10 protein-coding genes are annotated in these 14,215 nt (G+C 52.9%); 2 read left to right on the top strand and 8 right to left on the bottom strand.

Features of this window, described 5'->3' with window-relative positions:
• Nucleotides 1–39: 39 nt before the first annotated feature.
• From AOY24_RS03565 to AOY24_RS03600, 8 genes are all read right to left on the bottom strand, one after another.
• On the bottom strand, nucleotides 40–1,347 hold the full coding sequence (locus tag AOY24_RS03565) for a dicarboxylate/amino acid:cation symporter (RefSeq protein ID WP_043001352.1): 1,308 nt from the start codon (nucleotides 1,345–1,347) through the stop codon (nucleotides 40–42).
• A 170-nt stretch (nucleotides 1,348–1,517) separates the two neighbouring features.
• Nucleotides 1,518–1,835 (bottom strand): DUF4387 domain-containing protein, encoded by a 318-nt coding sequence (locus AOY24_RS03570; RefSeq protein ID WP_042320615.1) that lies wholly within the window; start codon nucleotides 1,833–1,835, stop codon nucleotides 1,518–1,520.
• Complete coding sequence (locus tag AOY24_RS03575) at nucleotides 1,832–3,202, bottom strand: acyclic terpene utilization AtuA family protein (RefSeq protein ID WP_044256532.1); 1,371 nt, start codon at nucleotides 3,200–3,202, stop codon at nucleotides 1,832–1,834. Before AOY24_RS03575 ends, AOY24_RS03570 begins: the two co-directional genes overlap by 4 nt.
• A gap of 3 nt (nucleotides 3,203–3,205) precedes the next feature.
• Complete coding sequence (locus AOY24_RS03580) at nucleotides 3,206–4,447, bottom strand: methylaspartate ammonia-lyase (RefSeq protein ID WP_054176157.1); 1,242 nt, start codon at nucleotides 4,445–4,447, stop codon at nucleotides 3,206–3,208.
• A complete protein-coding gene (locus AOY24_RS03585) occupies nucleotides 4,447–5,892 on the bottom strand; it encodes a methylaspartate mutase subunit E (protein ID WP_043001349.1) in 1,446 nt (481 codons plus the stop codon). Before AOY24_RS03585 ends, AOY24_RS03580 begins: the two co-directional genes overlap by 1 nt.
• A gap of 18 nt (nucleotides 5,893–5,910) precedes the next feature.
• Nucleotides 5,911–7,299 carry a methylaspartate mutase accessory protein GlmL gene (glmL, locus tag AOY24_RS03590; protein WP_043001348.1) on the bottom strand — a complete coding sequence of 463 codons (1,389 nt, stop codon included), beginning with the start codon at nucleotides 7,297–7,299 and terminating at the stop codon, nucleotides 5,911–5,913.
• Nucleotides 7,299–7,748, bottom strand: a complete 450-nt coding sequence (gene glmS, locus AOY24_RS03595) for a methylaspartate mutase subunit S (RefSeq protein ID WP_043001347.1) — start codon at nucleotides 7,746–7,748, stop codon at nucleotides 7,299–7,301. The genes glmL and glmS overlap by 1 nt, the downstream gene beginning before the upstream one ends.
• 496 nt (nucleotides 7,749–8,244) lie before the next feature.
• A complete protein-coding gene (locus AOY24_RS03600) occupies nucleotides 8,245–8,964 on the bottom strand; it encodes a GntR family transcriptional regulator (RefSeq protein WP_044266315.1) in 720 nt (239 codons plus the stop codon).
• Nucleotides 8,965–9,140: 176 nt separating this feature from the next.
• Here AOY24_RS03600 and mngA point away from each other — a divergent pair, with 176 nt between their 5' ends.
• The gene (mngA, locus tag AOY24_RS03605; protein ID WP_054176158.1) at nucleotides 9,141–11,057 is read left to right on the top strand and encodes a PTS 2-O-a-mannosyl-D-glycerate transporter subunit IIABC; all 1,917 of its coding nucleotides are present in this window, start codon (nucleotides 9,141–9,143) and stop codon (nucleotides 11,055–11,057) included.
• Between the two features lie 19 nt (nucleotides 11,058–11,076).
• A complete protein-coding gene (gene mngB / locus AOY24_RS03610) occupies nucleotides 11,077–13,710 on the top strand; it encodes a mannosylglycerate hydrolase (protein WP_054176159.1) in 2,634 nt (877 codons plus the stop codon).
• Nucleotides 13,711–14,215 lie beyond the last annotated feature (505 nt).

A 14,215-nucleotide genomic window follows, 5' to 3' on the forward strand; every position in this document is an offset into this window, starting at 1 on the left:
GCCGGAAGGGGCGAGTGCTTATCCGGCAACCTGATATCATCAGGACATCACCACTTCTGATGGCTCAGTGGCAGGACGCTCCTGTTCTGGCGTTTTGACCGGCGCAGTGCCCCGGCAGCCGGAACCGAAATGTTCGCCTTCCCAGCGACTGACAATCGCGGCGCCCATGGCGTTACTCATCACGTTGGTTGCAGAACGGCCCATGTCGAGGAACGGATCGACGCCCATCAGCAGGATCAGACCGGCTTCCGGAATGTTGAACTGGTTGAGGGTAGCGGCAATGACCACCATCGAGGCACGCGGTACGCCTGCCATACCTTTAGAAGTCAACATCAGGATCAGCAGCATGGTGATTTGCTCGCCCATGCTCAGCTCAATGTTGCACGCCTGCGCGATAAAGACGGTGGCAAACGAGCAGTAGGCCATTGAACCCACGAGGTTGAAGGAGTAACCGATAGGCAGTACGAAACTGGCAATCTTGGACGAGACGCCGAATTTCTCCAGCTTATCCAGAGTACCCGGGAACGCGGCTTCCGAGCTGGACGTGGTAAATGCCAGCAGTGCCGGTTCGAGGATCGCTTTCGTCAGGCGACCGATGCACGGACCGACAATCATCGTTGACAGGCCGATGAGGATCGCCCACAGCATACCCAGCGTCAGGTAGAACTCACCCATGAAGATCCCGGCGCTCACCATCACGCCCAGCCCGCGTTCAGCGATAAGCCCGGAGATAGCGGCGAATACCGTTAACGGGGCGAACAGCATGACGTAACCCGTCAGTTTCAGCATGACGTGAACCAGAGAGTCGAGCACCTTCACGATCGGTTCGGCTTTCTCACCAATCGCCGCCAGGCTACAGCCGAGAAAGATCGAGAACACAACGATTTGCAGGATTTCGTTACGCGCCATGGCGTCAACGATACTGGTCGGTACGGCGTGAGAAATAAACACTTTCAGCGTGAACGGTTCAGACTGAACGGCCGCCACGGCCCCGGCGTCATGGGCAACAAAGTTAATGCCTGCGCCTGGCTGGAACAGGTTGACGATCACCAGACCCAGCGCAATCGACAGCAGTGAGGCGCAAATAAACAGGAAAAAAGTTTTCGAAAATATACGCCCCAGCGTTTTCGCATCGCCCATTTTCGCAATGCCGACAACCAGGGTTGAAATAACCAACGGCGCGATAATCATTTTCACCATACGTAAGAATATGGTGGTGAAAATAGAGATATCCTGCGCATACGATTTTGCTGTATCAGCCGATGCCATATTATTAATAGCCACCCCGGCAATCATGCCGAGTATCAGGCCTAATATGATCATTTTTGTTAGACTTATTTTCTTCATGTTTACTCCATCGGATCTAGGCTGGTCTGTGAAGTGTTGTAGGGTCGCGTGCGCCAGAGCCAGGACAGCAGCTCAGGCGCACGCAGGTTATGACCAACCGCATGAATTATCTGGAATACAGTGATACAGCGAAATCCTGTACGCCAATGGACGTTGTTGTATTTTATTTGTTACAGATCGAACTCAATACTTAATAACGGCGCATGCTGCTGCGCGCCATAAACATCATTGTCACCAACGTTGCCGGAAATAATATCGCGAGGCATCACGATTTTTACGGCATTCGCCGGGTCAAACCAGACGATGCGATGAATAAAATCAGGTTCAACGTTATATAAGCGGGCAATTAACTGCGGGGTTAATTGCTCAGAACGTTTTACCCGCTGATAGTCTTCGCGCGTTTTAAATAAAATATCTAACACCAGTTCATACGGTCCGGCGTTTTTAGAACGAATCACCTGCGCCAGGGTGCAAATAGCGTGTTTCATGCCTGAACTCCTTCTGGCGTCACCTGTTCGATATGGAAGTCAAAACGCAGGGCGTCGCTGGCTTCGATCAGGTGATAGATTGAGAACTCATACACCGGCCCGCTTTGAATGTCGGATGGCGAGAACGGGAAGGCGAGGTTGCCTGCCGTGGCGATCCGGTTTTCGTAGCCGTAGTGCAACAGAGTAGATCGCACCAGCGAACAGACGCTGTTGGCGATATCCTGCGTCGGCGCGACCACGTCCAGCAAAATGCCCAGCTCATGCCCGGCGGTTTGCACCGGTTCATGGTTACCCATCACGCCGTTCTTGCCGTACAGGTGGAACGTCATGCGGATGCTGTCATCATTCAGCGAGAGGTTGCGGGCGACGCTGGCCTGAACTTCTTCGAGAATGGTGTCGATGCTGGCAATCATGATCGGATCGCGGGTACCGGCGATGGTCAGGCAACGGAAGCCCACCTGACGCGCGCCTTCCAGTTTCAGCGCATACGGCGTTGCTTCATGACGTGAACCGCTGACGTACACTTCGCCATCGTTTACCGCTTTGAAACTGCACCCTTTCAGGTTCAGCACGCCGCCCGGGCCTGGCAGGAAGTACGGATCGGATTTCTCATACAGGGTATGTGCCGCCGCCGACGTTTCGGTGAACTTGCGTTTCGGGTTGAACGTCTTCAGCGTAAAGCCGTTGTCGTCGATAATCCCCATTGCGCAGTCAGAACCGGAACCTGGGGTGGCGGCAATGGCCGCACATTCCAGGATCTTGCCACAGTGCAGCGCCAGACCTTCATCAAAGCCCTGCATAATCGGCAGCGCCGCGAAGCAGGCCGGATCATAAGCCCGCCCGCCCAGCACCACCTGCGCACCGGCTTCCAGCGCCCGCTGGAACGGTTCGATCCCCATCTGCGCCACGATGTAGGTGCTCTCTTCGATCGCCTCGTGGGTCAGTGCCGGAACAAAGTCCAGCGCGGTGATTTTGCCGTTATCCAGCGCCTGGTGAACCACCTCTTTATTGACATCCGATGGGATCAGCGCCATGGAGAAGGACAGTTTTTCTTCCTGTGCGATCTCCAGGATAATCTGCCGACACCACTCAAGGTGCGGTGCAGCACCGGATCCCCCGGCGGTGCCGATCACCACCGGAATGTTGTTCTTAACGCCCGCCGTGATCATATAGCGCAGATCGCGTTTCACTCCGGCCCGATCGGTAAACGGTTTACCCGCCCCCAGGTAGTGGGGGCCGGGATCGGAGGAGCCTGCGTCAACCGCGATCAGATCCGGTGACTCTTCCATGGCTTTACGAAAGCTCTCTTCCGGGAAGCCATAGCCCAGGATAGCCGTCGGCGATAAGATCTTAAATGTGCGTGCCATCTCTTAATCCTTAGTCTGCAACAGCGCGATGGTGCGGTTCATTTCGTTAAATACGATATTGAGACCTTCATCGAAGCCCATACCCGGCTTGATCAGCATACGCATTGGACGGGCGGCAAGAGCCACGTGGACGCAGGTGCGGGCGCTGTTTTCGGTTTCGTTGCAGGTGCCGCCCTGGTAGGCTTCCATCCCGTGCTTGTTGCAGTACAGCACCGCGTCAACGATGTTGTGAATGCCGCCGAGATCCGGGGTTTTGATCTGCACCATGTGGCAACTACCGGCATCGGTGAAGTCCACGATGTCCTGATAGGTGTTGCACCATTCGTCGGCGACAATTTTCACGCCGGAACCCAGACGGGTCAGCTCTTTGGTGATCGCGGTCAGCATGCGGATCTGATCCGGTTTGTTGCCTGCATCGACCGGGCCTTCAATGTACAGCGGCAGACCCTGCGCTTCTTTTTCGAGGCTGGCGATATACTCGGCGCAGCGCACCGGGTCCATGTCGAAGATCAGACCGATGGTGCCATACACGTCGATATGCAGCGTCGGGTGATAGCGTGGGCTGGTGCGCAGGCTGAGAATACGGTCGGACAACCAGCGCACGTACTCACGTAGTTTTTCGCCTTTAAAACCGAGCTTCTCTTCAACGTTGTTGATCAGCGCGTGCGGCAGGACGTCAACGCCTTTGAGGATCATCTTGTCGACGGCGATGTAGCGGTCGTCGCCGCTCTGACCAAATAAAGGAATGGCTTCTGGTACGCACGGCAGTTGCCATTCGTCACACACCACTTCGGTTTTCAGACGACCTGAGGCCAGCGCGGTGGCGTCAAGCAGCGCCTGCGACAGACCGTAACGAACGGCGGTATGCAGCAAATTACCGTCGATGCGCAGTTTGTCGAAGAAACGGGCGTTCGGCAGGAACGCATCCACATCGCGGCCTTCCAGCAGCGGCTTAATATGATCGTTGAGGAACGGAATAAAATGTTCAGCCAGGAACAGCGGATCGCGGCCGCCGGCACCGGAGTACTGCACTGCGGCGCAATCACCCACCGCGACGGCGCCGTTTTCCAGAATCAGTTGTACGGAAACGCACTCGCCAGCCTGGCGGACAGAGGTAAAGCCCGGGGTAACCGGCGCACCGGTATAAATGAACCCGTCATGACCTGCGCCATTTTTGATCGCCTGCTGGTCATCAAAATAGAATGAGGAGTAGCCAGCGGTGAAAAGCGCCTGTTTAATTTTCATTATGGTCTTCCTATTAATTGACTGTGGGATACAGCGTTGATGTCATCAACAACCATCTGGAATGAGGGTTTACGTCCTTCGAAATGGGCACGTTCGGCGACGTAATCGTGGTGTAGAGCGAGAATGTCCTGCGGCAGCGGAACGGAGCCGGCTTCCAGAATACGGATCGCCCCGGCGTTATCGCGAACTGGCAGGATTTTACCGGCGTTACAGGAGGCAGGAGCGAAAGGTACGTCCAGCACGCCTGCTTCGAAGGCCAGCACGGTGCCGCGCGCAACATCGCCGTTGCCCAGCTCAAACACTTTCTTCAGAACCGCACGAACTTCGCTCTTAATCAGTTCCACTTCCTGCTCGACGGCGGCACACGGCGGGAATTTCTGGTCACTGACCATGTTGAGCATCTGACGTGACGCACGCAGCCCCTGGGCGTTTGCCGCCGCTGTCGGAATACCGAAGGCCTCATGCGGGCTCTTGGTGATCACTTTGGTCGCGCCGGACATACCGGCGACCGCTGCGCCCCAGGAGATAATGGCGAATGCTTTGGATTCGTCTTCCGGGAAACCGCCCATCCACTGGTGGAAGACGGTGCTCAGCTCGTAATCATCAAAACCGTAGTTCTGGAAATATTCATGAGACAGTTCACGCAGGGACTGAATCGCTGCGATATCCTGCGTGAGGCTACCGACCTGGCCGTAGCCGACGGTAATCGACTTCACGCCCTGTTCCAGCGCCAGCAGACCTTCGATAATCGCCACTGCGTGAGACATGAACGGCGGGATCAGCGTGCCGGTCAACGGGCCGAATGGTTCGCGGTTAATGCGAATGCCATGTTCTTCATACAGCCCCATCAGACGGTCGCAGTACTGCCAGTCGCGAATCGATTTTTCCAGCGTCACGCGCTTGGCGTAAGGAATGTTGTAGGAGATCCCGCCGCCTTCATAGCTGGTGAAGCCGCTGGCCATGGCGATCTCCGCCAACAGACGCGCATCTGGCGTACCGTGACGGACCTGAATCGGTTTCTCCAGCGCTTCGGTCATCCGACGACAGGCCGCCACACCGTGGTTAACCACCGGCAGTCCGTTGAGTTTTGAGGTCCCGGCTTCGATAGATTTCTGGATCCCAATGGCGGCTTCTTCATAACGATTCAGACGGGTGTAGGCATCGATGGTGCTCGGCAGCAGGTCACACTCAACCTGCAGGGTTTTCAGCAGTTCGATATGCTCATCCATCAACGCCACACCGGCACGCGGTTGGCTCAGGGTTTTCCCTTCCTGATCCGCCTTCAGCAATGCATGAGAGAAACGTTTTTTCTCAGGAATGGTCTGCTGATACTTCACGCCATCTTCAAAATGTTCGACGTCTTTGCCGGTATGCCACGTCTGCAACACCTGATGCCGTTCGGTCATAAATTCGTCATGGGTTAATTTTTTATTTCGAAGTTCCATTCGTCGCTGCCTTAGGTTTTATAGGGTTAAACAGTGAATGCTGGTGCGCGCAGCGGCCTGGGGATCCAGTCTGGCAACGTTTGCCAGCAGGGGGAGCAGACCTTTTGCGTCGCGGTAGTACTCAAACTGAGTGGGTAAAAGAATGCGTCTACCGTCGTCGTCCAGTTCGCGATATTTGAGCCAGTGATGGATATCAAACTGACTGGCGCGGGAGAGCCAGCCGCCCGAGCCAACCACTTTGCGCACGGTGGTCAGGTCGCGCCCCATCTGTAAATCGACATTGCCAACGCAGGTACAGACCTGCTTTTTGGTGCCAGCGTGACGCTCGGCGGCATAGCCGACGCACAGTCCGGCTAACAGAGAATCAAAGTATTTCTCTTCCTCGCTCTGCGGCAGATAATCGGGATGCGCCACCAGATGACGCAGGTAGCCATAGAAGGCCTCCTGGCGTGCCGGTTGCTGAGCGAATACCACCTTCACCAGTTCCTGGGTGCTTTCGCCTACCACCACGGCGGAGACGCGCATGCCGAGATCGCCTTCCACGGTGCGCTTAACAAAGGGCTCCGGGACACCGTGCAGCACGGTATCGGGCGAGAGGGTGTTGGCACTGGCGGAATAGACGTCGGTGGTCGCGCCGCCCATGTCGATGAGCATGAATTCTCTCCACGCGCTATCGACTTCGCTGATGGCTTTGACCAGTTCGTACACCGTCCAGGGTGTTGGCATGGGCTCTTCGCCGGTTTCACCGACAATCACATCCAGGCCTTTGCCTTTCACAATGCGGGACAGGAAGACATCACAAATCGCCTTGCGGGCGGCGAAGGGATTCGGGTGATCGAGATCGGGCAGAATGTTGTCTACCGTGGTCAGATCTTTGTGTCCCAGAATCGCCTGGACATCATCCTGAATGTCGCGGTTTCCGGCGTAGATAATGGCGCAGTCGAGGCTGGACTCTGCCAGGGCGCGCGCATTGGCCAGGCCGTAGCTCTCTTCACCACCGTCGGTGCCGCCGGTAAACAGCAGAATGTCCGGTGGTGAAGCTTCCAGCGCCTGAATATCATGGCGATTCAGTTTGTACGAATAGTACTGGGCGATTTTTGCCCCGGCGGAATGCGCCGTGACTTTTGCCGATTCCAGAGTGATCGACGGCACCAGTCCCATTGCGGCGACGGCAAGACCGCCTTTCGCGGACGAGGAGTATTTCAGGGTCACTTCACCCCGGTTGAGCAGTGGGCGCGCATCGGCAACGTTCAGCACCTGGTTCAGGCTGGCGAAAAAACCTTCCGCCAGATGATGGGTCGTCGTCGGAGTCAGAACGTGGTTAACCAGTGTTAACGCATCCCCCTCCTTTGCGAAGAGGGCAGCTTTGGTCCACGTCGAGCCGATATCGACAGAGACGGTTTGCATCAGATGGCCTCTTCCAGACAACGCTTTTCAATGCCGTGGCGCTTGTTGATATCCGCTGCCATCAGCTGACACACATCTTCGAGATCGTGGCTTGGGGCAAAGACGCGCTGGAAGCCCATCTCTTTGAATTTGGCTTCGACGTCTGCGAAATCATGCTTCCCGACCACCAGGTTGCCGCCGACATAAAGCAGGATGTCGCCGATACCGCGTTCGATGCAGCGCTCGCGCAGACCCAGGCAGTCGATGTCGCCGTGGCCATAAATGGAAGAGACGACAATCGCATCGGCGCCGGTTTCGATCGCGGCATCGATATATTCATCCTGGCTTACCATTACGCCCAGATTGATTACGCGAAAATCATGGGCAGTAAAAACGCGGTCCAGAACTTTATTGCCTACGGCATGGCAGTCAGCACCAATGACGCCAATAACGAGTGTTGATTTTTTCATGGGTAATCCTCTCCAGGACTCAGGGTAAGAAATAAAAAGTTTTGCAATGTTTTAATAGGGACGGAGTGTCGTGGGCAGGCGCGATGGATGCAATTGATCTATTTTCAAAATATCTTTCGAAAAACGACTGTTCTATGAATGAAAATTTAAAAAATGTTTATTATCAATAGTTTATTTGTTTTATTGTGGATGGTGTATATTTTAATAAATAGATTCCTATTAAACGGCTTTCTATGTTTGTGATCTAAATCCTGTTTATTTGTCTTTGCGCTGAATAGGTGTTTAAATAATTTTAGAGGAAGAAGTGTGAGGCGCGTAACGGAATAAAGCATAATGTTTCTATACGCCATTTTATTATTGTTAATAAAATGATAAATATGATGGTGAGTTGTTTGAAATTCCCGCGTTGGGACATGAAAAATTCAGCATATTACATTGCCTTTATATTTGTGAAGCAGTTAACACTTCGTCGAAATAGTTTTAAAGCGCACTCCGATTAACGCTGTTTCCTGTGGGCGATCAACGTAAATTTATAATCGTCAGTATTAAACGCATTGCGACTGTATTCGAATACCTGTCCTCCCTTTAAAAAACCACGCGACACTTTTTCCAGGATTGGCTTTGTGAGCGGGATAGCAAGCAGGCGGCTCATCTCTTCGGTGGGCATCAGTGGAATCAACTCCTGCTCACTGCGTTCAATGACCTGTTTCTTCACCTCTTCAATGAAGTGGTACTTTGAGTTTTCCATCACCTGCCAGGTTAAATCAGGGAATAATGCCAACGGCATCCACGTCTCCTCCAGCGCGACTGGTTTTTGCTTGATGTAACGCACCCGCTTGACGTGCCAGACCCGTTTGTCATCAGCCAGTTGTAATTGATTTTTCAAAAAATCATCGGCCTGAATCACTTCGAAAACCAGCACGTCGCTGTGCGTATCGCTGCTACGGTCGGTCAGCTTTTCATCAAAACTGGTTAATTGATAGATGTCGTAATTAACCCGCTCCTCTTTAACGTATGTGCCGCTGCCCTGAATGCTTTCGATGATCTGCTGCTCGGTTAACTGCCTTAGCGCCTGACGCACGGTGACCCGACTGACCCCAAATGCCGCCTGTAGCGCGGATTCTGTCGGCAGAGCATCACCGGGCTTCAACTCACCTCGCTGGATTTGTTCACGGATCCCGTCGGCTATCTGTCGATAAAGTGGTTTTCGGCTCATGGTTTTTTCTGTCAGGTTGTTAAGACGACTTTTCACATTATGCCTAATGAATTGAATGTGTAAATAATACAAATTAAATACAAATTATCGTCTTTAAGTGAAAATGATCACATAAATGTATTGTTTTGTCTGGCACACTCCTTCGCACATAAAACAACCATTTTGTGAGGATCATGATGAACCTGACGACGTTAACCCAGCGGGACGCGCTGTGCCTGAACGCCCGGTTTACCAGCCGTGAAGAGGCGATTCGTACGTTAGCGCAGCGGCTGACGGCGTTGGGCAAAATTGCTGATTCTGATACCTTTCTGGAAGCCGTGTTTGCACGTGAAAACCTCGGACCGACTGCGTTAGGAGAAGGGCTGGCGGTACCACACGGGAAAACGTCGGCTGTGAAAGAAGCCGCTTTTGCGGTGGCGACGCTCAGCAAGCCCCTGAGCTGGGAAGGGGTCGACGGTCCGGAAGCTGTTGACCTGATTTTCCTGCTCGCCATCCCACAGGAAGAGGCGGGCAGTACCCATATGCAATTGTTGACCGCGCTCACCACGAGGCTGACTGATGAAGAAACGCGAGCCCGTGTTATGGCGGCAACGAGTGCTGACGAGCTGTTGGCGGCGCTGGATGACAACGGGCATGGACCAATGGTCGCAACGCCATTCAACGCCCCCACAATTGTGTGTGTGACCGCCTGTCCGGCGGGGATCGCGCATACCTATATGGCGGCGGAATATCTGGAGAAAGCCGGACGGAAGCTGGGCGTCAATGTGTTTGTTGAAAAGCAGGGCGCTAACGGTATTGAAGGGCGCTTAACGGCAGATCAACTGAATTCGGCCAGTGCCTGTATTTTGGCCGCTGAGGTGGCAATCAAAGAGAGCGAACGGTTTGCGGGGATCCCGGTGCTGACGGTACCCGTCGCCGAACCGATTCGCCATGCTGAGCAACTGATCCGGCAAGCGTTGGCGCTTGAACCACAAAATGTCAAGCGCGTGCGGCAGGAAGAGAGCCATCAGTCTAAAGGGCTTAAGACGGAGTTAAAACAGGCCTTACTGAGTGGGATCTCCTTTGCTGTGCCGCTGATTGTTGCGGGTGGGACGGTACTTGCTGTCGCGGTATTACTGGCGCAGATATTCGGTCTGCAACCGCTGTTCGAACAGGAGAACTCCTGGCTGTGGATGTATCGCAAACTTGGCGGTGGAATGCTCGGTGTGTTGATGGTGCCTGTACTGGCGGCTTACACCGCGTATTCTCTGGCGGATAAACCCGCACTGGCACCCGGTTTTGCTGCCGGGCTTGCCGCGAACATGATTGGTTCCGGTTTTCTTGGCGCAATCGCAGGGGGATTAATTGCTGGATACCTGATGCGCTGGGTGAAAAAACACCTGCGATTGAGCAGTAAATTCAACGGTTTTTTGTCGTTTTACCTCTATCCGGTGGTTGGTACGCTGGGGGCAGGCAGCCTGATGTTGTTTGTTGTCGGCGAACCGGTGGCATGGATTAACAACAGCCTGACCGCCTGGCTTAACGGTTTATCTGGGGCGAATGCGCTGCTGCTTGGCGCGATTCTCGGCTTTATGTGTTCATTTGATTTGGGGGGCCCGGTCAATAAGGCCGCCTATGCCTTTTGTCTGGGGGCGATGGCGAACGGCGTCTACGGTCCTTATGCCATCTTTGCCTCGGTCAAAATGGTCTCAGCATTTACGGTGACCGCGTCAACGTTAATTTCTCCCCGTCTGTTTAAAGAGTTTGAAATTGAAACCGGGAAATCCACATGGCTGCTAGGGCTGGCGGGTATTACAGAAGGGGCAATCCCGATGGCGATTGAAGATCCTGTGCGGGTGATTGGCTCCTTTGTCCTCGGGTCAATGGCGACAGGGGCAATGGTTGGGGCGATGAATATTGGTCTCTCAACGCCTGGCGCGGGTATTTTTTCACTCTTTTTGCTGCACGATGCCGGGTACGGCGGCGTACTGGCCGCGGCAGGCTGGTTCGGTGCGGCGCTGGTGGGAACCGTTATCTCAACGCTGGTTTTGCTGCTCTGGCGACGCTATGCGGTGAAGCAGGGTAAATATACGACTGATGGCGTAATGTCTTAATTCTGAACAGGAAACGAAGATGAAAGCTGTATCTCGCGTTCACATTACCCCGCATATGCACTGGGATCGGGAGTGGTATTTTACCACCGAAGCGTCACGCATTTTGCTGGTCAACAATATGGAAGAGATCCTCACCCGACTGGAACAGGATACCGACTATAAATATTACGTTCTTGATGGACAGACGGCAGTGCTGGAGGATTACTTTGCGATAAAGCCGGAAAATACCCATCGGGTACAACGTCTGGTGCAAACCGGAAAGTTAATTATCGGCCCATGGTACACCCAGACGGATACCACCATTGTCTCCGGTGAGTCTATTGTGCGTAACCTGCTGTATGGCATGCGTGATTGCCTGGCTTTTGGCGAGCCGATGAAAATTGGCTATCTACCCGATTCCTTTGGCATGTCGGGTCAGCTTCCGCATATCTACAACGGATTTGGCATCACCCGCACGATGTTCTGGCGCGGTTGTTCAGAGCGACACGGTACCGATAAGACCGAGTTTTTATGGCAAAGCAGCGATGGCAGTGAAGTCGTCGCACAGGTACTGCCACTGGGTTATGCGATTGGGAAGTACTTACCCGAGGATGAGAACGGGCTGCGCAAACGGCTTGACAGCTATTTTGAGGTGCTGGAAAAAGCGTCTGTGACAAAAGAGATTTTGCTGCCGAATGGTCACGATCAGATGCCGCTGCAACAGAACATTTTTGCGGTGATGGACAAACTGCGCGAGATCTACCCGCAGCGAAAGTTTGTGATGAGCCGTTTTGAAGCGGTGTTTGAACATATCGAGAATCGACGTGAACAACTGGCTACGCTGAAAGGCGAGTTTATTGACGGTAAGTATATGCGAGTACACCGCACGATTGGCTCGACGCGGATGGACATCAAACTCATTCATGCGCGTATTGAAAATAAGGTAGTCAATATCCTTGAACCTCTGGCGACGCTGGCCTGGACGCTTGGCTTTGAGTATCACCACGGTTTGCTGGAAAAAATGTGGAAAGAGATTTTAAAAAATCATGCTCACGACAGCATTGGATGTTGCTGCAGCGATAAGGTTCACCGGGAAATCATCGCGCGCTTCGAACTGGCGGAGGATATGGCGGATAACCTGATCCGCTTTTATCTGCGCAAAATCACGGACAACATGCCGCTCAGCGACAGCGATAAACTGGTGCTGTTTAACCTGATGCCGTGGCCGCGTGAAGAGGTGATTAACACAACGATCCGCCTGAGAGGTCATCAGTTTTGCCTGCGTGACGATCGGGGAAATCCCGTTCCCTTTTTTGTTCGCGGGGTTCGCGAAATCGATCCTGGTCTGATAGACAGGCAGATCGTGCATTACGGTAACTACGAGCCGTTTATGGAGTTTGATATCCAGATCCAGCAGATTGTACCGTCGATGGGTTATCGCACACTGTACGTAACGCAAGGGGAGGCGGGAAATCACGTTGCACCAGAAACGCCAGGGGCAGAAGTGCTGGAAAATGCGTTCTGGCAGATAGCCGTTAACGACGACGGAACGCTGCGTCTGTATGACAAAGATTGCGGCATCTGCTATGACCGCGTTCTGGTGCTGGAAGAGGGATCTGATGATGGGGATGAGTATGACTACTCGCCCGCCAGAGAAGAGTGGCGGTTGACTTCCTCATCGGTAAAAGCAGAGTGTGTTATGACCCATGAAGCCTGGCAAAGCCGGGCGCGGATTCGTTATCAAATGGACGTGCCGCTCAATCTTACGGAACGTTGCGCTCGCCAGCGTAGCGGTAGGGTTGGGGTTGAAATAACGGTCATCCTGAGTCACAACAGCAGGCGAATTGATATTGAAGTCCTTCTGGATAATCAGGCAGACGATCATCGTCTGCGGGTACTGATCCCCACTCCGTTTGTGACCGACACTGTGCTGGCAGATACGCAGTTTGGTACGGTGAGTCGCCCCGTGCGGGATCCCGCACTGGCAAAATGGCGGGAAGAGGGCTGGAAAGAGGCACCGATTCCCGTCTGGAATATGCTTAACTATGCGACGCTTCAGGAGGGCAGAAATGGTCTGGCAGTTTTCACTGAAGGATTGCGGGAATTTGAAGTGCTGGGTGACCGGGAAAAAACTTTCGCCATCACGCTACTACGCGGTGTAGGACTACTGGGGAAAGAGGATCTGCTTTTGCGTCCAGGTCGTCCTTCAGGCATTAAAATGGCGGTACCGGATGCACAACTGCGCGGACGATTGCACGGTCGGTTGAGCCTTTTCAGTTATACCGGTACGCCTGTGAATGCCGGTATTGCTCAGCAGGCCAGGGCCTGGCTCACACCCGTACAGTGTTATAACAAGATTCCGTGGGATGCGATGAAACTGAACAAGGCCGGTTTCATAACGCCTGACCACTACAGTTTATTCACTATGCCACCGGTTGGGTGTCAGTTGAGCACCCTGAAGAAAGCTGAAGGGAGGAATGAACTGATCCTGCGCCTGTTTAATCCCTCCGATTCGGAGCCATGCGACGCAACGGTTGCCTTCGGCAGCGCGGTTCAATCGTGTACAGAAACGCGTCTGGATGAGCAGCCGCTTAAGAGCGTTGATGAAAAGCGCAGCGACTTCGGCCCGGTTTTGCCGGGACAAACACGAACGTTCAGCTACAAAATTGTGTGAATAGCCAGCAAACAGACACAAGCCACGCATCGCGTGGCTTTTTTCTTAACAGAATAATAACTGTGCGGTGTTAATTTATACCACTATAAAAGTGAAATAATTGTGAATGTTGACGCGTGAAATTTATATCCTGGCAAATAACAATAAATTGTCTACGCTGAACTCATCGGGAAAGGGAAGATAAATTCCTGTGTTGGCGTTAATTAAAACACTGTTTTTTTATATATACATTTTCACTTAGTAACCATCTCTCCCGTAGATGTACATGTTTGCAACATGTTTTTCACCATAATTACTCCATTTAAACATAGTTAACAAAAAGTTCTGTTTTTGATTTAAATCAATGTTTAAACATTGGAAAACCGACGTGAAACGAGTTAAATTGTCGCCGATCAAATTGGTGGAAAAGTGATGAATTCGCTATAAATTGATCACTGTCGAAAAATGCAAATATTCCTCAATAAAAACCTGTTTATTGTAAGGATTTTGCGGCGTAATATAATTG

Source organism: Citrobacter sp. CtB7.12 (assembly GCF_001297795.1).
Classification (GTDB): domain Bacteria; phylum Pseudomonadota; class Gammaproteobacteria; order Enterobacterales; family Enterobacteriaceae; genus Citrobacter_A; species Citrobacter_A amalonaticus.

Excerpts from the sequence above, each read along its gene's own strand:
- AOY24_RS03565 (WP_043001352.1), bottom strand. The coding sequence starts at position 1,347 with ATGAAGAAAATAAGTCTAACAAAAATGATCATATTAGGCCTGATACTC.
- AOY24_RS03570 (WP_042320615.1), bottom strand. The coding sequence starts at position 1,835 with ATGAAACACGCTATTTGCACCCTGGCGCAGGTGATTCGTTCTAAAAAC.
- AOY24_RS03575 (WP_044256532.1), bottom strand. The coding sequence starts at position 3,202 with ATGGCACGCACATTTAAGATCTTATCGCCGACGGCTATCCTGGGCTAT.
- AOY24_RS03580 (WP_054176157.1), bottom strand. The coding sequence starts at position 4,447 with ATGAAAATTAAACAGGCGCTTTTCACCGCTGGCTACTCCTCATTCTAT.
- AOY24_RS03585 (WP_043001349.1), bottom strand. The coding sequence starts at position 5,892 with ATGGAACTTCGAAATAAAAAATTAACCCATGACGAATTTATGACCGAA.
- glmL (WP_043001348.1), bottom strand. The coding sequence starts at position 7,299 with ATGCAAACCGTCTCTGTCGATATCGGCTCGACGTGGACCAAAGCTGCC.
- glmS (WP_043001347.1), bottom strand. The coding sequence starts at position 7,748 with ATGAAAAAATCAACACTCGTTATTGGCGTCATTGGTGCTGACTGCCAT.
- AOY24_RS03600 (WP_044266315.1), bottom strand. The coding sequence starts at position 8,964 with ATGAGCCGAAAACCACTTTATCGACAGATAGCCGACGGGATCCGTGAA.
- mngA (WP_054176158.1), top strand. The coding sequence starts at position 9,141 with ATGAACCTGACGACGTTAACCCAGCGGGACGCGCTGTGCCTGAACGCC.
- mngB (WP_054176159.1), top strand. The coding sequence starts at position 11,077 with ATGAAAGCTGTATCTCGCGTTCACATTACCCCGCATATGCACTGGGAT.